Below are 18,649 nucleotides of genomic sequence, written 5' to 3' on the forward strand. Positions count from 1 at the left end.
CGTATGCAATCAATAGAGACTAATCGCATCTCTCAGTGATTCAATTTTACTATTTTGGGTACTTTTGGATGATGCAGTCTCGATTTATTGACTGAAGATGACAATGTTGAAGAAAGTTCTGGCTGCCATGGCAGCGATGCTCTCAATCCAATCTGTTCATAGTATTGTATTGGGGGACGCGGAGTTTGATGTTGCTGACCGCGTGACTATTAGAGCGAGCAATATGGCTGAGTTTCCAATTTGTGGGGGCACTCTTATTGCTGAGCAATGGGTAATGACGGCAGCGCACTGTGTTGTGATGGGACAAGGCATAGATGAGATCTCATATTACGTAACTAACCCGGGCGATCTCGCGGTTACTGCTAAAGCTTACGATCTCAATAATACTTCAGTGGACAACTATTACACGGTTTCTCACGTTGTAGTTCATCCGTATTACACTCGAATTGCTAAAGCTAAATTGGATAAAAAAGGCAATGTCGTACCGATTCAAACGGCCCTAGACAGTGATATAGCACTGCTATACCTTGATCGCCCAGTTACTAATGCTGCTATTGCACAACTGGCTTCCATGGATGATATGAGTGTGATTGAGGCAAGGTTGAATCTTGATTGGAATCAGGAATATACAACAAATCAACGTTATCCCAATGTTTCTGTGTTTGGTTGGGGAACAACGACGCCAAAAGCTGAAATTCCGTCAGTGTATCTTCAAAAGACCACGAGTGCATTTTTGCCAATTGAAGAGTGCTATAACCGTTTAGAGGTTGGGCATAGTTACCCTGGCGTGATTAACTCGAGAAACAATCAAACCAAACTTTGCACTTTACCGACAGAGATTAATGTTCTCGAACCAAACGATCGGACGCAGTATGGCAATAGTGCTTGTAAAGGGGATAGTGGTGGTCCGTTAATTGATGATGTGACTGGGTTACAAATTGGTATTGTGAGTGGGGGGCCGATTATCCTACCGACTTGTGGTTCTGTCACGATACCTAGCTTTTTTACCAAGGTAAGCCACTATTATGACTGGATACAGTCTTACGTTACCGCTGATATGCCGCCAGTCAGTTACATTATTGAGCCAAACTTTATCATTGAGGCGCGAGAGGATGCGGAAAGAGAGTGTCATGATGGGATTGCAACCAATAACTGTAACTTCAGAGATTCTGAAGACGATGGCGGAAGCTTAAGTAGTTGGCTATTCGGCTTACTTGTTCCACTCGTGTGGATACGTAGACGAAGCGATTAAATGTCAATCAAATAAACCCAATTAAAAAGCAGCGGACTCCGCTGCTTTTTAATTTGTGCTAATCCTGACACTTTCACGTTTTATTACACTCTTAGTGAAAGCTTTTACAGTCAATCTAGGGGGATTTGCTTGCTATTGCAGCATGTAAACATATACTAGTCTGCTGCGAAAAACTCGTCGCAATTTTATCGTCGTCCTTGACGTGATTTGACCAATAGATAAGACAAGTAACATGCAAGTATCAGATTTCCATTTCGACCTTCCAGATGAACTCATCGCTCGTTACCCTCAGCCAGAGCGTACCGCTAGCCGACTGCTGCAAATGGACGGCAATACTGGTGAGCTAATTGATGGCACGTTTACCGATGTGCTGGAACAAGTTCAAGCCGGTGACCTAGTGGTTTTCAACAATACTCGCGTTATCCCTGCGCGTATGTTTGGTCGTAAAGAATCAGGCGGTAAGTTAGAAGTGCTGGTGGAGCGCATGCTCGACGAGAAAAGCATTCTGGCACACGTTCGTTGTTCTAAGTCGCCAAAACCAGGCACAACGATCTTGGTTGGTGAAAACGATGAATACTCGGCTGAGATGGTGGCTCGTCATGATGCGCTGTTTGAGCTGAAATTTAACTCTGATAAGACGGTACTCGAGATTTTGGAAGAAATTGGTCACATGCCACTTCCTCCATACATCGACCGCCCAGATGAAGATGCGGATAAAGAGCGTTACCAAACGGTTTATAACCAAAAGCCAGGTGCGGTTGCAGCGCCGACGGCGGGCCTTCACTTTGATGATGTTCTGCTTGAGAAAATCAAAGCGAAAGGCGCTGAGTTTGCATACGTTACTTTGCACGTGGGTGCGGGTACGTTCCAACCAGTAAAAGTGGATGACATTAACGATCACCACATGCACGCAGAATACGTAGAAGTACCGCAGGATGTTGTGGATGCGATTAACGCAACTAAAGCGCGCGGCGGTCGAATCGTTGCAGTTGGTACAACATCAGTGCGTTCACTAGAAAGTGCAGCGCAAGACGCGCTGAAGAAAGGGACAGAATTGGTTCCATTCTTTGGCGATACTGAAATCTTTATCTACCCTGGTTACGAGTACCAGCTGGTGGATTGCTTGATCACCAACTTCCACTTACCAGAATCAACGTTGATCATGTTGGTCAGTGCGTTTGCTGGATACGAGAACACCATGAATGCTTACAAGCATGCGGTGGAAAACAAATACCGTTTCTTCTCGTACGGTGACTCAATGTTTATTAAAAAGAAGACAGCATAATGTTTTAACCCCTCCTTAGCCCTCTCCTTACAAAGGGAAGGGGACTTGATGCGGTCTCGCCAATTAAGGCGTGCAGAACAGTTCCTTTCTCTTGTGACGGGGTAGGCTAGTAGGGGTTAGAAAGCTAACGATTTACGAGTGCTAGCAGTAAGCTAGGAAACAAATCAGAACCTCTGTTTTGTTTCTCGCACGGAAGGCGACCGCTCCTTAAAGTAGGGTTTACTACCCTGGATACATTGTCAGACTGTTTCTCTGACACCCGGAGGCATCGTGAAATTAAAATTCGATCTTAAGAAAAAAAACGGCAATGCGCGTCGTGGTCAATTGACCTTCGAACGTGGCACTGTTCAAACTCCTGCGTTCATGCCAGTAGGTACTTACGGTACCGTTAAAGGTATGACACCAGAAGAAGTGAAAGGTACTGGTGCAGAAATCCTGCTAGGTAACACTTTCCACCTATGGCTACGTCCTGGTCAAGAAGTGATGAAAATGCACGGTGACCTGCACGATTTCATGAACTGGCACGGTCCTATTCTTACCGATTCAGGCGGTTTCCAAGTATTCAGCCTAGGTAAAATGCGTAAGATCACTGAGAAAGGTGTTCATTTCCGTAGCCCAGTAAACGGCGACAAGATTTTCATGGATGCTGAAAAGTCGATGGAAATCCAAAAAGACCTAGGTTCTGACATCGTAATGATCTTCGACGAGTGTACGCCATACCCAGCGACACACAACGAAGCGAAAAAATCGATGGAAATGTCGCTACGTTGGGCGCAGCGCTCACGTGACCACTTCAATAAGCTAGAAAACCCGAACAACCTATTTGGTATCGTTCAAGGTGGTGTTTACGAAGATCTGCGTGATGTGTCTATCAAAGGCCTGACTGAAATTGGTTTTGACGGTTACGCGGTTGGTGGTCTTGCAGTAGGTGAACCGAAAGAAGACATGCACCGTATCCTTGAGCACACATGTCCACAGCTTCCAGAAGACAAGCCTCGTTACCTAATGGGCGTAGGCAAACCAGAAGACTTGGTTGAAGGTGTTCGTCGTGGTATCGACATGTTTGACTGTGTAATGCCAACGCGTAACGCGCGTAATGGTCACCTATTTGTGACTGGTGGTGTGATCAAGATCCGTAATGCGAAACATAAAACGGATACAACTCCGCTAGATCCGCACTGTGACTGTTACACTTGTCAGCACTACAGCAAATCGTACCTTCACCACCTAGAGCGTTGTAACGAAATCCTAGGTGCTCGTCTGAACACTATCCACAACCTACGCTACTACCAGCGTCTGATGGAAAGCATTCGTAAGGCGATTGATGAAGATCGTTTCGATGAGTTCGTTACTGAGTTTTATGAGCGTCGTGGTCGTGAAGTACCACCGCTAGCAAAAGAGCAGTAATTAACAGATTAAAAGAATTAAAGCCTTTGGCATGTTGCCAGAGGCTTTTGCTAATAAAGTAGGCTAACGTACGTTATTTTTGAGAAGGTGATCTCTATTACTTAATCTCAAACTTGAATCTAAATTACGAAAGCCCAACTTGTTGGATTATCAATAAAATATAATGAGGATGTTTTAATGTTTATTTCTCAAGCTCACGCAGCAGCAGAAGGCGCACCAGCAGGCGGCGGTTTTGAAATGCTAATCATGCTAGGCATGTTCGCAGTGATCTTCTACTTCATGATCTACCGCCCACAATCTAAACGTGTTAAAGAACACAAGAACCTGATGTCTTCAATGGGCAAAGGCGATGAAGTTCTAACAAGCGGTGGTCTAGTGGGTAAAATCACTAAGATTGCTGAAGACAACGACTACATTTCAATTGAGCTTAATGCAAACAATGAAGTTGTAATCAAGAAAGACTTCGTAACTGCAGTGCTACCAAAAGGTACACTGAAGTCTCTATAAAACAGCTAAAGGATCCTCGCTGTGCTAAACCGTTATCCATTATGGAAGTACTTGATGGTATTTTTTGCCATCGTCACCGCAGCGTTATACGCGCTTCCAAATATCTACGGTGAAGATCCGGCTATTCAAGTTACAGGGGCGCGTGGCGCCTCTGTAGATATGTCAACGCTGGATGCTGTCACTAAAGCTCTTGATAAAGAGCACCTTTCTCATAAATCCATTGCTCTCGAGAATGGATCAATCCTTGTACGTTTCAATGACACTGATACTCAAATCAGTGCCCGCGATATTATCAGCGAAGCGCTTGGCAAAGATAAAATTGTTGCACTAAACCTTGCTGCATCTACGCCAGATTGGCTAGAAGCAATTGGTGCGTCGCCACTGAAACTAGGTCTTGACCTACGTGGTGGTGTTCACTTCTTAATGGAAGTGGATATGGACGCAGCAATGGAGAAGCTTGTTGGGCAACAAGAAGAAGCTTTCCGTAGTGAACTTCGTGAAGCTAAGGTTCGTTATCGTGCGATTCGCCCTTCTGGTAAAGATGGTGTCGAAGTCTTGCTACGTAACGAAGAGCAACTAGCGGAAGCAAAAGCAACGCTAGAGAAGAATCACCCTGACATGAACTTTGTCGACTCTGATTCTGATGGTCGTTACGCGTTGATTGCCACCTTTACCGAGCAACGTTTACAAGAGATACGTAACTACGCAGTTGAACAAAACATCACGATTCTTCGTAACCGTGTTAACGAACTGGGTGTAGCTGAGCCACTAGTTCAACGTCAAGGTGCTAGCCGCATCGTAGTTGAGCTACCTGGTGTTCAAGACACAGCTCGTGCGAAGGAAATTCTAGGTGCTACGGCAACACTAGAGTTCCGCGAAGTAGATGATAAAGCTGACCTGTCAGCGGCGGCAAGTGGTCGCGCGCCAGCGGGGAGCGAAATCAAGATGGACCGTGATGGTCGCCCAGTTGTGCTTAAGAAGCGCGTTATTCTTGGTGGTCAAAGCATCACGGATGCAAGCTCAAGTGTTGATGAATACGGTCGTCCACAAGTTAATATCTCGCTAGATAGCGAAGGTGGTAACAAGATGTCAGCGTTCTCTAAGAAGAACATCGGTAAGTTAATGGCTACCGTGTTTGCAGAGTACAAAGACAGTGGTCGTCGTACGCCTGAAGGCAAAGTTATCCTTGATAAGCATGAAGAGGTAATCAACCAAGCAACGATTCAATCGGCTCTTGGTCGTAACTTCCGTATCACTGGTATTGACTCTGCGGCAGAAGCGCACAACTTAGCACTTCTACTACGTGCCGGTGCTCTTATCGCACCTATCTCTATCGTTGAAGAGCGCACCATTGGTCCATCAATGGGTCAGCAAAACATCGATATGGGTATCCAAGCATGTATCTGGGGTATGGTTGCGGTAATGTTATTTACCCTGCTTTACTACCGTGGCTTTGGTCTGATTGCCAACATTGCATTGATGGCAAACTTGGTTCTTATCATTGGTGTAATGTCGATGATTCCAGGCGCTACCATGACGCTGCCTGGTATTGCCGGTATCGTATTGACAGTTGGTATGGCGGTCGATGCGAACGTTCTGATATTTGAGCGTATCCGTGAAGAGCTTCGAGATGGGCGCAGTCCACAGCAAGCGATTCACCAAGGTTACGCGAACGCATTCAGTACCATTGCCGATGCGAACATCACTACGCTTATCACTGCAATCATTCTATTTGCAGTAGGTACAGGTGCGGTGAAAGGTTTCGCGGTAACACTATCTATCGGTATTCTAACTTCAATGTTCACCGCTATTGTAGGTACACGTTGTATCGTGAACCTGATTTATGGTGGCAAACGCGTTGATAAATTGTCGATCTAAGGCTGGGAATTAATATGTTTCAAATTCTAAAAGCAGAAAATACGATCGGCTTTATGCGTTGGTCGAAAGTAGCATTTGTATTCTCTATTATTATGATTGCTGCTTCTATCTTCACACTTTCAACCAAATGGTTGAATTGGGGCCTAGACTTTACGGGCGGTACGTTAATCGAGGTAGGTTTTGAACAGCCTGCAAACCTTGAAGAGATTCGTGCAGCTCTAGACTCGAAAGGCTTCGGCGATGCGACCGTACAAAACTTTGGTAGTGCTCGTGATGTTATGGTTCGTCTTCGTCCTCGTGATGATGTTTCTGGTGAAACGCTGGGCAACCAAATCATTGGCGCAATCAAAGACGGTACAGGTGAAAGCGTAGAAATGCGCCGTATCGAATTCGTAGGTCCAAACGTTGGTGATGAGCTAACTGAAGCGGGCGGCCTAGCGATCCTTGTGTCGCTAATCTGTATCCTGATCTACGTATCGATGCGATTCGAGTGGCGTCTAGCTGCTGGTGCAGTAATGGCATTGGCGCACGACATCATCATCACGCTGGGTGTCTTCTCACTCATGCAAATTGAAGTTGACCTAACCATCGTAGCGGCGCTACTCACGGTAGTCGGTTACTCGCTCAACGATACCATCGTTGTATTCGACCGGATCCGTGAAAACTTCCGTAAGATGCGTAAAGGTGAACCTTCAGACATCATGGATGCGTCAATCACTCAAACGTTGAGCCGTACATTGATTACGTCTGGTACAACCTTGTTTGTAGTTATTGCACTGTTCATGCAGGGTGGTGCAATGATTCATGGTTTCGCGACCGCGCTTCTACTAGGTATCACTGTAGGTACTTACTCTTCTATCTATGTAGCATCAGCACTTGCGCTAAAACTGGGTATCCAGAAAGAGCACTTGATGCCACCTCAAGTAGACAAAGAAGGTGCCGAGTTCGACGAGATGCCATAAGGCAGATTGAGAATCGAAAACAAAAACCGCTGAACAATCAGCGGTTTTTTTGTATTTGAAATACATACACAAGCAGTATCGAATTTAGGGTATAAAAAAAGCCCCGCTCAATGAGCGGGGCTATTCAAAAGTCATCAGCGTGACGGGCTTAGTATGACTTCAGAATCTTACTTAAGGATCGCGCTGTTGCCGTTTTCGCGAACGTGCTTAAGAATAGATTTCGCGCCACGAGCGCTAGAAGCTACGATGTTACCAGACTTCATGTAGTCAGTACCGCCAGCGAAGTCAGTTAGGATTGCGCCAGCTTCACGAGCAATAAGCTCACCAGCAGCCATCTGCCAAGGTTTTAGACCTAGCTCGAAGTAACCATCTACACGGCCAGCTGCTACGTAACATAGGTCAAGAGCAGAACAACCGCTACGACGGAAGTCAGCACACTCAGTGAATAGAGAACCTACGATCTTGATGTAAGACTCTGAGTGTTGCTTCTGTTTGAATGGGAAACCAGTCGCTAGAACAGTACCGTGTAGGTCTTTAAGTTGAGTAACACGGATACGAGCGTTGTTTAGCTGAGCGCCAGCACCGCGTTGTGCAGTGAATAGCTCGTTTTGCATTGGATCGTATACACAAGCCACTTCAGTTTTACCTTTGAAGCGAACTGCGATAGATACTGCGAAAGTTGGGTAACCTTTTACAAAGTTATTAGTGCCATCCAGTGGGTCGATGATCCATTGTACGTCTTTATCTTTACCTTCGATAAGACCGGCTTCTTCAGCAACGATACAGTGCTCTGGGTAAGAGTGTTTGATCGTATCGATGATGATAGCTTCTGCTTCTTTGTCTACATTAGTAACAAAGTCATTAGTGCCTTTTAGCGTAGATTCAATTTTATCTGTGTTTTCTAATGATTTAGCAATGTGATTGCCTGCCTTTCGCGCAGCGCGAATAGCAATGTTTAGCATTGGATGCATACGAATTTCCCAACGGATGTTAAAGAACAATTTAAAGCGGCGGCGAGTATACCAGAGTGAAAGGAAAAAGGAAGTGGTTATTTTTTGTTCGCGTATAAAAGTAACCGTTTTAGTTTTATCGTAAAGCTCGAAAACAATTGATGAGAATGCGAATAGAAACCCGCTTCACTCTAGGGTGTGTTAGAAAGTTATGGTAACATCTTTCGGTTTTAAATCAGGTAGCAAATACAGATGTTGGATCAAGTAAAAATCGTACTCGTCGGGACTTCTCATTCTGGCAACATTGGTTCCGCCGCGCGAGCAATGAAAGTCATGGGATTAAGCCAACTAGTATTGGTTGATCCGCAATGTGAAGTCGATGAGCAAACTCTTGCTCTTGCTGCTGGCGCCGGCGATATCGCTCAAAATGCCACGGTCGTAAATACGCTCGAAGAAGCCATTGCCGATTGTGGTCTTGTGGTTGGTTCAAGTGCTCGTTCACGTACACTTGAATGGCCAATGCTTGAGCCACGTGAGTGTGGTGAGAAGTTTGCTGTTGAAGGGCAAAAACACCCAGTCGCATTAGTCTTTGGCCGTGAGAGAACTGGCCTCACGAATGATGAGCTTCAGAAGTGTCACTACCACGTTTGTATTCCAGCTAATCCTGAATATAGCTCACTTAACCTAGCAATGGCGGTACAAACGCTGAGCTACGAAGTTCGCGTTGCGCATCTTAACTTAGAGCAAAGTAAATATGCGCCAAGTGAGCCTGAAGAGTATCCTCGTCATAAAGAACTAGAAATGTTCTTTGAACACCTTGAAAAGGTGATGGTCGAGACCCAATTTATTAGCAAAGAGCAGCCAGGTCAGGTGATGAACAAACTACGTCGTTTGTACTCACGAGCACGACCAGAGGCTCAAGAGTTGAATATTCTGCGCGGTGTTCTAACAGCGATTGAAAAGAAACTCTGAACAATTAATAACCACTTTAGGTGTAAGGGTGAATACCTGACTAATATAGTCAAATAAATACTTGACCGTTTTGGTCAGGTATGGAAAAATCCTAATCATTACAAACCATGTGGATACGGTGTGGTATGAAACTTACATCTAAAGGAAGATATGCGGTGACAGCCATGCTGGATGTGGCACTGCATTCGCAACAAAACCCAGTACCTCTTGCTGACATCTCAGAGCGTCAAGGGATCTCGCTATCATACTTAGAGCAGCTTTTTTCAAAATTACGCAAAGCAGGTCTTGTTGCCAGCGTTCGTGGTCCTGGTGGTGGTTACCGACTTGGCGCCGACGCGCACAGTATTGCTATTGGTACTGTAATTGCAGCCGTTGATGAGTCAGTCGATGCGACTAAATGCCAAGGCAAAGGCGATTGCCAAGGTGGCACTCGCTGCTTAACACATACATTGTGGCGTGACCTAAGCTCTCGCATTAGTGACTTCTTAAATAACATTACGCTCGGTGAGCTAATGACAGACAACGAAGTTTTAGAAATTTCTGATCGTCAGGACATTGATCTGGTGGTCACTCATGGGTTATCAAACAAAAATACAACCACCGCGCCCATCGGTGTAAACGTCCGCTCTTAGCGGTCAGCATTTTACATTGGAGTAGAGAATGAAACTGCCGATTTATCTTGATTATTCCGCTACATGTCCAGTAGATCCACGTGTTGCTGAAAAAATGGTTCAGTACATGACAATGGATGGCACATTTGGCAACCCAGCTTCGCGTTCGCACCGTTACGGCTGGCAGGCAGAAGAAGCTGTAGATACTGCTCGTGAGCAAATTGCTGACCTTCTAAATGCAGATCCTCGCGAAATCGTATTCACATCTGGTGCGACAGAGTCTGACAACCTTGCTATCAAAGGTGCAGCACATTTTTACTCTAAGAAGGGTAAACACGTAATCACTTGTAAAACAGAGCACAAAGCGGTTCTTGACCCATGTCGTCAGCTAGAGCGCGAAGGCTTTGAAGTGACTTACCTAGAGCCAGAATCAAACGGTCTGATTGATCTAGACAAACTTCAAGCGGCAATGCGTGAAGACACTGTTCTGGTTTCAATCATGCACGTTAACAACGAGATTGGTGTCATCCAAGACATCGCAGCGATCGGCGAGCTATGTCGTGAACGTAAGATTGTGTTCCACGTGGATGCAGCACAGTCTGCGGGTAAACTGCCAATCGACGTTCAAGAATTGAAAGTTGACCTAATTTCACTGTCTGCGCATAAAGTATACGGTCCTAAAGGTATCGGTGCACTTTACGTACGTCGTAAGCCTCGTATCCGTCTTGAAGCGCAAATGCACGGTGGCGGTCATGAGCGTGGTTTCCGCTCGGGCACACTTCCAACTCACCAAATCGTGGGTATGGGTGAAGCGTTCCGTGTAGCAAAAGAAGACATGCAAAAAGATTACGATCACGCGCTAGCACTTCGTAACCGTCTTCTAGATGGCGTTAAAGATCTAGAAGCAGTAACGGTGAACGGTGACCTAGAACAGCGTGTTCCACACAACCTAAACGTGAGCTTTGCGTTTGTAGAAGGCGAATCGCTACTGATGTCACTGAAAGACCTAGCAGTATCTTCTGGTAGTGCTTGTACATCAGCGAGTCTAGAGCCATCTTACGTTCTTCGTGCACTTGGTCTAGATGACGAGTTGGCACACAGCTCTGTACGTTTCTCATTTGGTCGTTTCACGACTGAAGCAGAAATTGATTACGCAATTGAACAAATCCGCGTTGCAGTGACTAAGCTACGCGACATGTCTCCTCTATGGGATATGTACAAGGAAGGGGTTGATCTGAGCACTGTTGAATGGGCTCACCATTAATCTCACGGACTGAATAGAGGATTCGAGGTAATTTATCATGGCATACAGCGAAAAAGTAATTGATCACTACGAGAACCCACGTAACGTTGGTTCGTTCGATAAAGAAGATCCATCAGTAGGCAGCGGCATGGTTGGCGCACCAGCTTGTGGTGACGTAATGAAGCTTCAAATCAAAGTGACGCCAGAAGGCATCATTGAAGACGCGAAATTCAAAACATACGGTTGTGGTAGTGCAATCGCTTCAAGCTCACTAGTAACTGAGTGGGTAAAAGGTAAGTCTATCGACGAAGCGGCATCTATTAAAAACTCTGAGATTGCAGAAGAGCTAGAACTTCCACCTGTGAAAGTTCACTGTTCAATCCTTGCGGAAGATGCAATCAAAGCAGCAGTTGCTGACTACAAGAAAAAACACCAGGAATAATTATTCCGTATATAATGGGAGCCCTTAAAATGCTCCCATTCCAAAACGTAATTTAGACAGACTAAGGTGCAGTATGGCCATCACAATGACAGAATCAGCGGCAAGTCGCGTAAAAGCATTCCTAGATAACCGAGGCAAAGGTATCGGTTTGCGTCTTGGAGTGAAGACGACAGGCTGTTCCGGCATGGCTTACGTCCTTGAGTTTGTGGATGATCTAAACGAAGAAGACGAAGTGTTTGAACTGTCAGATGTGAAGATCATCATTGATAAGAAAAGCCTAGTATACCTAGACGGTACTGAGCTGGATTACGTTAAGGAAGGGTTGAATGAAGGTTTTGAATTCAACAACCCTAACGCAAAAAGTGAATGTGGTTGTGGTGAAAGCTTCAACGTCTAATTGATTGTCCTTCTGGGCAAACGAGTCCAGAAGGCTTTACTAGGACCCGATCTTAATGAATCACTTTGAATTATTTGGGCTACCAAGTCAGTTTCAGCTGGATGGTAGCCTTCTTTCTTCTCAGTTCCGAGAACTACAAAAACGCTTCCACCCAGACAATTTTGCGACCGCTTCTGAGCGTGACCGCTTGATGGCAGTTCAAAAAGCAGCGCAAATCAACGATGCGTATCAAGTACTTAAGCATCCTATTTCTCGCGCTGAATACATTCTGGCAGAAAACGGCACAGAAATTCGTGGTGAGCAACAAACTATGCAAGATCCTATGTTCCTAATGGAGCAAATGGAACTGCGTGAAGAACTGGAAGACATTGCTGACAGCTCTGATTCTGAATCAGCGCTTTTTGACTTCGACTCTAAGGTCAGCAAAATGTACAAACAGCATTTGGCGAGTGTAGAACAAGAACTAGACCAAGGTCTTTGGGCGGAAGCTGCAGACCGAGTTCGTAAACTCAAATTCATTGCCAAGCTAAAGAATGAAATTGAACTGGTTGAAGACAAACTCCTCGGCTAGTTAGCGCGACAAGGATCCATCATGGCACTACTTCAAATCGCAGAACCGGGACAAAGCTCGGCACCTCATGAGCACAAGTTAGCAGCGGGTATCGACTTAGGTACCACCAACTCTTTGGTTGCATCTGTTCGCAGCGGTGACGCAAAAACACTGACAGACGACCAAGGCCGCAGTATTTTGCCTTCTGTAGTGAACTACGCGCAAGATACGGCGTTAGTTGGTTACGACGCAAAAGCAAAAGCGGAGCAAGAACCAGAAAACACCATCATTTCGGTAAAACGTCTGATTGGTCGTTCACTAAAAGATATTCAAGCTCGCTACCCATCTTTGCCTTACCAATTTAAAGAAAGCGACAACGGTCTGCCTATTCTGCAAACCGCTCAAGGTGACAAAAACCCGATTGAAGTGTCTGCCGACATTCTTAAAGCACTAGGCAAGCGTGCTGAAGAGACGCTAGGGGGCGAGTTGGCTGGCGTAGTTATTACCGTTCCTGCTTACTTTGATGACGCTCAACGTGCAGGTACAAAAGATGCGGCGAAATTGGCGGGTCTTCATGTGCTACGTCTGCTTAATGAGCCGACAGCTGCAGCGATCGCTTACGGTCTAGATTCTGGCCAAGAAGGCGTGATTGCGGTTTACGATCTAGGTGGCGGTACGTTCGATATCTCAATCCTTCGTCTGTCGAAAGGCGTCTTTGAAGTATTGGCAACAGGCGGTGACTCTGCGCTAGGCGGTGATGATTTTGACCACCTATTGGCGGATTACCTAATGGAGCAAGCAGGCCTAGAAGCGCCGCTTTCTGCTGAGAAGAACCGTGCACTACTGAATATTGCAACAGCGACGAAGATCGCTTTCTCTGGGCAAGACAGCGTTGATGTTGATGTATTTGGCTGGAAAGGCTCCGTGACTCGCGAACAGTTCGAAGATCTGATTCGTCCGCTAGTGAAGAAAACCCTAATGTCTTGTCGTCGTGCGCTGAAAGATGCTGATGTGGATGCGGAAGATGTACTCGAAGCGGTCATGGTCGGCGGTTCAACACGCACATTGCTTGTACGTGAAATGGTTGGCGAATTCTTCGGCCGTACACCACTGACAAGCATTAACCCAGATGAAGTAGTTGCAATCGGTGCGGGTATCCAAGCAGACATCTTGGCAGGCAATAAGCCTGACTCTGAAATGCTGCTTTTAGACGTAATTCCTTTGTCCCTTGGTATTGAAACCATGGGGGGCTTGGTTGAGAAAATCATCCCACGTAACACAACCATTCCTGTGGCTCGCGCACAAGAATTTACCACGTTCAAAGATGGCCAAACGGCGATGACGGTACACACCGTTCAAGGTGAGCGTGAAATGGTGGATGACTGCCGCTCACTGGCTCGTTTCTCATTGAAAGGCATTCCACCAATGGCAGCAGGTGCTGCGCATATTCGCGTGACTTACCAAGTTGATGCAGATGGTTTGTTGTCTGTGACCGCAATGGAGAAGAGCACTGGCGTTCAATCAGAAATCCAAGTGAAGCCGTCTTACGGTTTAAGTGAAGACGAAGTCGCGAACATGCTTCGTGATTCAATGGCTTTTGCGAAAGAAGACATGCAAGCTCGAGCTTTAGCTGAGCAGCGTGTTGAAGCGGATCGAGTTATTGAGGGCTTGATCGCAGCGATGCAGGCGGATGGTGATGAATTGCTGTCAGAGACAGAGAAGCAAGAACTATTAAGAGTGATCGAGTCGCTGATCGAGCTGCGTAATGGCGACGATGTTTCTGCGATTGAGCAAGGCATCAAAGACACCGACAAAGCAAGCCAAGACTTTGCGTCGCGCCGTATGGATAAATCAATTCGAGCTGCACTGTCTGGTCAGTCAGTTAATGATATATAAGAGATAAGTAGTTATGCCTAAGATTATTGTATTACCACACGAAGATTTGTGCCCAGAGGGTGCAGTGTTGGAAGCAAACACTGGTGACACCGTTCTAGACGTAGCGCTGAAAAATGGTATTGGTATCGAGCATGCGTGTGAGAAGTCATGTGCTTGTACTACTTGCCACGTAATCATTCGTGAAGGTTTTGATTCGCTAGAAGAGAGTGAAGAGCTAGAAGATGACATGCTAGATAAAGCATGGGGTCTTGAGCCAGAGTCTCGCCTAGGTTGCCAGGCGAAAGTGGCCGATGAAGACTTGGTAGTTGAGATTCCAAAATACACGCTAAACCACGCGTCGGAAGATCACTAATACTATCTCCCCAATATAGGGGTGAAGCAAAAAGGAAGACGAGCAATGAAATGGACAGATTCTCGCGATATCGCGATTGAGCTTTGTGATAAGTTTCCCGACTTAGATCCTAAAACCGTACGTTTTACCGATCTTCACCAATGGATCATGGAGTTAGATGAGTTTGACGATGAGCCAAACCATTGTAATGAAAAGATTCTAGAAGCTGTTATCTTGTGCTGGATGGACGAAGCGGATTAATGCTCGATTCGGCGGTAAAACGCAGCAGAGTTAACAATTCTCACTAAAAAAAGCGGACCTTAAGGTCCGTTTTTTTATCAAGTTGACATTTTTACCCTACATAATGCTAACATCCGATAGTTATTAAAAAGAAGAGGCGTAGGCAACGCCGTTATAAGACAAGGAGAAACCATGTCTACACAGATGTCTGTATTTCTAAGCCAAGAACCAGCGGCACCACATTGGGGCGACAAAGCATTGCTTTCGTTTGCTGAGAATGGCACAACCATTCACCTAGGTGAAGGTCATGATCTTGGTGCAGTTCAACGTGCAGCGCGTCAGCTCGATGGCCAAGGAATTCGCTCAATTCTACTTGCAGGTGACAACTGGGATTTGGAAAGCATTTGGGCTTTTCACCAAGGTTACCGCAACCCGAAAAAACACGGCACGCTAGAGTGGGTTGCGCTTTCTGAGCAAGACCAAGCAGAGCTACATGCTCGCATCACCTCAACAGACTTTACTCGCGATATCATCAATAAAACCGCAGAAGAAGTAGCCCCTCGTCAATTGGCGACCATGGCTGCAGAATTCATCAAGTCTGTTGCACCTCAGGGCACAGTAACAGCGCGTATCGTGAAAGATAAAGATCTGCTTTCAGAAGGCTGGGAAGGTATTTACGCTGTGGGTCGCGGCTCTGAGCGCACATCGGCAATGCTGCAACTTGATTACAACCCAACTGGCGATGAAAATGCACCAGTCTTTGCGTGTCTAGTAGGGAAAGGCATCACGTTTGATTCAGGCGGTTACAGCTTGAAGCCATCAAACTTTATGACGGCAATGAAAGCGGATATGGGCGGTTCAGGTACGATTACCGGCGGTCTTGCTCTTGCTATTTTGCGTGGCCTTAACAAGCGCGTGAAACTGATCCTTTGTTGTGCTGAAAACATGGTTTCTGGTCGAGCTTTGAAGCTTGGCGACATCATCACTTACAAAAACGGTAAGACAGTAGAAATCATGAACACTGATGCTGAAGGTCGTTTGGTTCTTGCTGATGGCCTTATCTACGCAAGTGAGCAAAAACCTGAGCTGATCATTGACTGTGCAACGTTAACGGGCGCAGCGAAGAATGCATTAGGTAACGACTACCATGCGCTAATGAGCTTTGATGATGAGCTTTCACATCAAGCGCTAACGGCGGCAAACCAAGAGAAAGAAGGCCTATGGCCACTGCCTCTTGCTGATTTCCACCGTGGCATGCTGCCGTCAAGCTTTGCTGACCTATCTAACATCAGTTCTGGTGATTACTCTCCGGGCGCAAGTACAGCTGCGGCATTCTTGTCTTACTTCGTTGAAGATTACAAGAAAGGTTGGTTGCACTTTGACTGTGCAGGCACTTACCGTAAGTCTGCTTCAGATAAGTGGTCTGCTGGCGCAACAGGTATGGGCGTTCGTACTCTTGCTCGATTCCTGAACGAACAAGCCACAAAATAAGACTTTTACCAGTGCAGACTTAGTGTCTGTGCTGGTATAACTAAGAGAGACGTAAGTCACTCATATAAAACTATTATTACAAGTACAAAAAGGAAACTTTATGGCTCTAGAAAGAACGTTTTCAATTGTTAAGCCCGACGCTGTAGAACGCAATCTGATTGGTGAGATTTACCACCGTATCGAAAAAGCGGGTTTACGTATCATTGCAGCGAAAATGGTTCACCTGACTGAAGAGCAGGCGAGCGGTTTTTATGCAGAACATGAAGGCAAGCCTTTTTTCCCTGCACTGAAAGAATTCATGACATCTGGCCCAATCATGGTTCAGGTTCTAGAAGGTGAAGATGCAATTGCACGCTACCGTGAGCTAATGGGCAAAACAAACCCAGAAGAAGCAGCATGCGGCACCATCCGTGCAGATTATGCGTTGAGTATGCGTCATAACTCTGTGCATGGTTCTGACAGTCCGGTATCTGCGGCTCGTGAAATCGAATTTTTCTTCCCAGAGTCAGAGATTTGTCCTCGTTAATCTTGTTCTAATATAAATATTAAGCCTCGGAATTTTCCGAGGCTTTTTATTATCCGAAATGGATTGAGAATTGATTACACATATTGTCTAAAATTTAATCGGTTGGAATTTAATGCCTTAGCAAACTCAGGGTCTTACAGCCCTTGTTGTAGCTGCATAAAGGCTGTACAATTCGCGCCCTTATTCTTGTTTCAGTCATTGAGAGGCAACATGACCACTGAAAAAATCAATCTACTCGACTTTGATCGCAAGGGCATGCGTCAATTTTTCGCGGAAGAGCTAGGCGAAAAAGCGTTCCGTGCGGATCAAGTTATGAAGTGGATCTACCATTTCGGTGTTGATGACTTCGACAACATGACGAACATCAACAAGAAGCTACGTGAAAAACTGCAGCACAAGTGTGAAATCAAAGCACCGACGGTAGCAGAAGCTCAGCACTCTTCAGACGGCACCATCAAATGGGCGATGAAGGTGGGTGATCAGGACGTAGAAACGGTTTATATCCCAGAAGAAGATCGCGCAACATTGTGTGTATCGTCTCAGGTAGGTTGTGCGTTGGAATGTAAGTTCTGTTCAACCGCTCAACAAGGCTTCAACCGTAACCTAAAAGTATCTGAAATCATCGGTCAGGTATGGCGCGCAGCGCGCGAAATCGGTTTGCAAAAAGAAACGGGTCGTCGTCCAATCACTAACGTAGTAATGATGGGGATGGGCGAACCTCTTCTTAATATGAAGAACCTTATCCCTGCACTAGAAATCATGCTTGATGATCTGGGCTTCGGTCTTTCTAAGCGCCGCGTAACCGTATCAACTTCAGGTGTGGTATCTGGCCTTGATCAGATGACAGGTAAAATTGACGTAGCATTGGCGATCTCTCTTCATGCGCCAAACGACAAGCTACGTAGTGAAATCATGCCGATCAACGATCGTTGGGATATCCAAGATTTTCTAGCGTCTGTTCGTCGTTACATCGCGTCTTCAAATGCGAACCGCGGTAAAGTAACGGTAGAGTACGTGCTACTTGATCATGTGAACGATGACATGGACCACGCACGTGAGTTGGCGGAACTGATGAAAGATACACCATGCAAGATCAACCTGATTCCGTTTAACCCGTACCCAGGTTCACCTTACAAGAAACCGAGCAACTCGCGTATCGACCGTTTCCAGAAAACACTGATGCAATACGAGCACACAGTAACGGTTCGTAAGACACGTGGTGATGATATCGATGCGGCATGTGGTCAGTTGGTCGGTGATGTTATTGACCGTACAAAACGTACAGCAGCTTTAAAAGCGGCGCGTGGTGCAGACACCATTGAAGTGAAAGCGGTTTAACTCGCAACGAATTGATAAATAGCCAGAGCCTTATACTCTGGCTATTTTTTTCTATCAGAGATCAATTAGGTAAGCAAAAAAGAGAACTTGTGTCATTTTTTGGACAAAAGCTTGAGCTATCTGTTAATTTGATAGTAAAGAGTTTTTGTCTTCCTAGAACATTCGCTTATCATGGAAGTTGTTTTATTACTATCGCTCTGACAGCACGCTAAGTTTGTCTCATAACGTTGTTTGAAATCTGCGTCTTCTAATACATTCAGATTCCAGCCTCAGAGCGTTTCAAAAAAGAATTTTGGTTAACGCGTTCAAGCTAGCTATCTTTAAGTAAGGCTTAAGAATAAGAACGAAAAATATACTGCGTTAGCCACCTA

At 45.6% G+C, this 18,649-nt stretch carries 19 protein-coding genes; 18 read left to right on the top strand and 1 reads right to left on the bottom strand.

What is annotated here, in order from left to right; all coding sequences use genetic code 11:
* Positions 1-103 precede the first annotated feature (103 nt).
* The 6 genes from ACTS60_RS04575 (at position 104) to secF (ending at position 7,291) form a co-directional block, all read left to right on the top strand.
* Positions 104-1,252, top strand: a complete 1,149-nt coding sequence (locus ACTS60_RS04575) for a S1 family peptidase (protein WP_440887304.1) — start codon at positions 104-106, stop codon at positions 1,250-1,252.
* Positions 1,253-1,484: 232 nt separating this feature from the next.
* A complete protein-coding gene (gene queA / locus ACTS60_RS04580) occupies positions 1,485-2,537 on the top strand; it encodes a tRNA preQ1(34) S-adenosylmethionine ribosyltransferase-isomerase QueA (RefSeq protein WP_440887305.1) in 1,053 nt (350 codons plus the stop codon).
* Between the two features lie 270 nt (positions 2,538-2,807).
* Positions 2,808-3,944, top strand: a complete 1,137-nt coding sequence (gene tgt, locus ACTS60_RS04585; RefSeq protein ID WP_009697666.1) for a tRNA guanosine(34) transglycosylase Tgt — start codon at positions 2,808-2,810, stop codon at positions 3,942-3,944.
* 177 nt (positions 3,945-4,121) lie between these two features.
* The gene (gene yajC / locus ACTS60_RS04590; protein WP_010446143.1) at positions 4,122-4,451 is read left to right on the top strand and encodes a preprotein translocase subunit YajC; all 330 of its coding nucleotides are present in this window, start codon (positions 4,122-4,124) and stop codon (positions 4,449-4,451) included.
* A 21-nt stretch (positions 4,452-4,472) separates the two neighbouring features.
* Positions 4,473-6,329 carry a protein translocase subunit SecD gene (gene secD, locus ACTS60_RS04595; RefSeq protein ID WP_440887306.1) on the top strand — a complete coding sequence of 619 codons (1,857 nt, stop codon included), beginning with the start codon at positions 4,473-4,475 and terminating at the stop codon, positions 6,327-6,329.
* Between the two features lie 14 nt (positions 6,330-6,343).
* A complete protein-coding gene (gene secF / locus ACTS60_RS04600) occupies positions 6,344-7,291 on the top strand; it encodes a protein translocase subunit SecF (RefSeq protein WP_440887307.1) in 948 nt (315 codons plus the stop codon).
* A 167-nt stretch (positions 7,292-7,458) separates the two neighbouring features.
* On the opposite strand, the gene suhB is transcribed toward secF, so the two are convergent.
* Positions 7,459-8,262: an inositol-1-monophosphatase gene (gene suhB, locus ACTS60_RS04605; protein WP_440887308.1), complete on the bottom strand. Its 804-nt coding sequence runs from the start codon at positions 8,260-8,262 to the stop codon at positions 7,459-7,461.
* A 231-nt stretch (positions 8,263-8,493) separates the two neighbouring features.
* Here suhB and trmJ point away from each other — a divergent pair, with 231 nt between their 5' ends.
* From trmJ to ACTS60_RS04665, 12 genes are all read left to right on the top strand, one after another.
* Positions 8,494-9,213: a tRNA (cytosine(32)/uridine(32)-2'-O)-methyltransferase TrmJ gene (gene trmJ / locus ACTS60_RS04610; RefSeq protein WP_440887309.1), complete on the top strand. Its 720-nt coding sequence runs from the start codon at positions 8,494-8,496 to the stop codon at positions 9,211-9,213.
* 125 nt (positions 9,214-9,338) lie between these two features.
* Positions 9,339-9,845 carry a Fe-S cluster assembly transcriptional regulator IscR gene (gene iscR, locus ACTS60_RS04615; RefSeq protein WP_010446153.1) on the top strand — a complete coding sequence of 169 codons (507 nt, stop codon included), beginning with the start codon at positions 9,339-9,341 and terminating at the stop codon, positions 9,843-9,845.
* Positions 9,846-9,873: 28 nt separating this feature from the next.
* Positions 9,874-11,088, top strand: coding sequence for an IscS subfamily cysteine desulfurase (locus ACTS60_RS04620; protein WP_088881286.1), 1,215 nt, complete (start codon positions 9,874-9,876; stop codon positions 11,086-11,088).
* Positions 11,089-11,125: 37 nt separating this feature from the next.
* On the top strand, positions 11,126-11,509 hold the full coding sequence (gene iscU, locus ACTS60_RS04625) for a Fe-S cluster assembly scaffold IscU (RefSeq protein WP_005424883.1): 384 nt from the start codon (positions 11,126-11,128) through the stop codon (positions 11,507-11,509).
* A gap of 73 nt (positions 11,510-11,582) precedes the next feature.
* Complete coding sequence (iscA, locus tag ACTS60_RS04630; RefSeq protein WP_005424893.1) at positions 11,583-11,906, top strand: iron-sulfur cluster assembly protein IscA; 324 nt, start codon at positions 11,583-11,585, stop codon at positions 11,904-11,906.
* Between the two features lie 55 nt (positions 11,907-11,961).
* Positions 11,962-12,477 carry a co-chaperone HscB gene (gene hscB, locus ACTS60_RS04635; RefSeq protein WP_038887866.1) on the top strand — a complete coding sequence of 172 codons (516 nt, stop codon included), beginning with the start codon at positions 11,962-11,964 and terminating at the stop codon, positions 12,475-12,477.
* 21 nt (positions 12,478-12,498) lie between these two features.
* Complete coding sequence (gene hscA, locus ACTS60_RS04640) at positions 12,499-14,352, top strand: Fe-S protein assembly chaperone HscA (protein ID WP_440887310.1); 1,854 nt, start codon at positions 12,499-12,501, stop codon at positions 14,350-14,352.
* Positions 14,353-14,365: 13 nt separating this feature from the next.
* On the top strand, positions 14,366-14,704 hold the full coding sequence (fdx, locus tag ACTS60_RS04645) for an ISC system 2Fe-2S type ferredoxin (protein ID WP_005424889.1): 339 nt from the start codon (positions 14,366-14,368) through the stop codon (positions 14,702-14,704).
* Between the two features lie 45 nt (positions 14,705-14,749).
* Positions 14,750-14,944: a Fe-S cluster assembly protein IscX gene (gene iscX / locus ACTS60_RS04650; RefSeq protein ID WP_005424887.1), complete on the top strand. Its 195-nt coding sequence runs from the start codon at positions 14,750-14,752 to the stop codon at positions 14,942-14,944.
* Between the two features lie 171 nt (positions 14,945-15,115).
* Positions 15,116-16,414 (top strand): aminopeptidase PepB, encoded by a 1,299-nt coding sequence (pepB, locus tag ACTS60_RS04655; RefSeq protein WP_440887311.1) that lies wholly within the window; start codon positions 15,116-15,118, stop codon positions 16,412-16,414.
* Positions 16,415-16,514: 100 nt separating this feature from the next.
* On the top strand, positions 16,515-16,940 hold the full coding sequence (gene ndk, locus ACTS60_RS04660) for a nucleoside-diphosphate kinase (protein ID WP_440887312.1): 426 nt from the start codon (positions 16,515-16,517) through the stop codon (positions 16,938-16,940).
* A 210-nt stretch (positions 16,941-17,150) separates the two neighbouring features.
* On the top strand, positions 17,151-18,278 hold the full coding sequence (locus ACTS60_RS04665) for a bifunctional tRNA (adenosine(37)-C2)-methyltransferase TrmG/ribosomal RNA large subunit methyltransferase RlmN (RefSeq protein ID WP_440887313.1): 1,128 nt from the start codon (positions 17,151-17,153) through the stop codon (positions 18,276-18,278).
* Positions 18,279-18,649 lie beyond the last annotated feature (371 nt).

The organism is Vibrio sp. WZ-1, assembly GCF_052037695.1.
In the GTDB taxonomy this organism is placed as follows: domain Bacteria; phylum Pseudomonadota; class Gammaproteobacteria; order Enterobacterales; family Vibrionaceae; genus Vibrio.

Excerpts from the sequence above, each read along its gene's own strand:
- yajC (WP_010446143.1), top strand. The coding sequence starts at position 4,122 with ATGTTTATTTCTCAAGCTCACGCAGCAGCAGAAGGCGCACCAGCAGGC.
- fdx (WP_005424889.1), top strand. The coding sequence starts at position 14,366 with ATGCCTAAGATTATTGTATTACCACACGAAGATTTGTGCCCAGAGGGT.
- ACTS60_RS04575 (WP_440887304.1), top strand. The coding sequence starts at position 104 with ATGTTGAAGAAAGTTCTGGCTGCCATGGCAGCGATGCTCTCAATCCAA.
- trmJ (WP_440887309.1), top strand. The coding sequence starts at position 8,494 with ATGTTGGATCAAGTAAAAATCGTACTCGTCGGGACTTCTCATTCTGGC.
- queA (WP_440887305.1), top strand. The coding sequence starts at position 1,485 with ATGCAAGTATCAGATTTCCATTTCGACCTTCCAGATGAACTCATCGCT.
- ACTS60_RS04665 (WP_440887313.1), top strand. The coding sequence starts at position 17,151 with ATGACCACTGAAAAAATCAATCTACTCGACTTTGATCGCAAGGGCATG.
- ndk (WP_440887312.1), top strand. The coding sequence starts at position 16,515 with ATGGCTCTAGAAAGAACGTTTTCAATTGTTAAGCCCGACGCTGTAGAA.
- iscX (WP_005424887.1), top strand. The coding sequence starts at position 14,750 with ATGAAATGGACAGATTCTCGCGATATCGCGATTGAGCTTTGTGATAAG.
- ACTS60_RS04620 (WP_088881286.1), top strand. The coding sequence starts at position 9,874 with ATGAAACTGCCGATTTATCTTGATTATTCCGCTACATGTCCAGTAGAT.
- iscU (WP_005424883.1), top strand. The coding sequence starts at position 11,126 with ATGGCATACAGCGAAAAAGTAATTGATCACTACGAGAACCCACGTAAC.
- iscA (WP_005424893.1), top strand. The coding sequence starts at position 11,583 with ATGGCCATCACAATGACAGAATCAGCGGCAAGTCGCGTAAAAGCATTC.
- hscB (WP_038887866.1), top strand. The coding sequence starts at position 11,962 with ATGAATCACTTTGAATTATTTGGGCTACCAAGTCAGTTTCAGCTGGAT.
- suhB (WP_440887308.1), bottom strand. The coding sequence starts at position 8,262 with ATGCATCCAATGCTAAACATTGCTATTCGCGCTGCGCGAAAGGCAGGC.
- pepB (WP_440887311.1), top strand. The coding sequence starts at position 15,116 with ATGTCTACACAGATGTCTGTATTTCTAAGCCAAGAACCAGCGGCACCA.
- hscA (WP_440887310.1), top strand. The coding sequence starts at position 12,499 with ATGGCACTACTTCAAATCGCAGAACCGGGACAAAGCTCGGCACCTCAT.
- iscR (WP_010446153.1), top strand. The coding sequence starts at position 9,339 with ATGAAACTTACATCTAAAGGAAGATATGCGGTGACAGCCATGCTGGAT.
- secF (WP_440887307.1), top strand. The coding sequence starts at position 6,344 with ATGTTTCAAATTCTAAAAGCAGAAAATACGATCGGCTTTATGCGTTGG.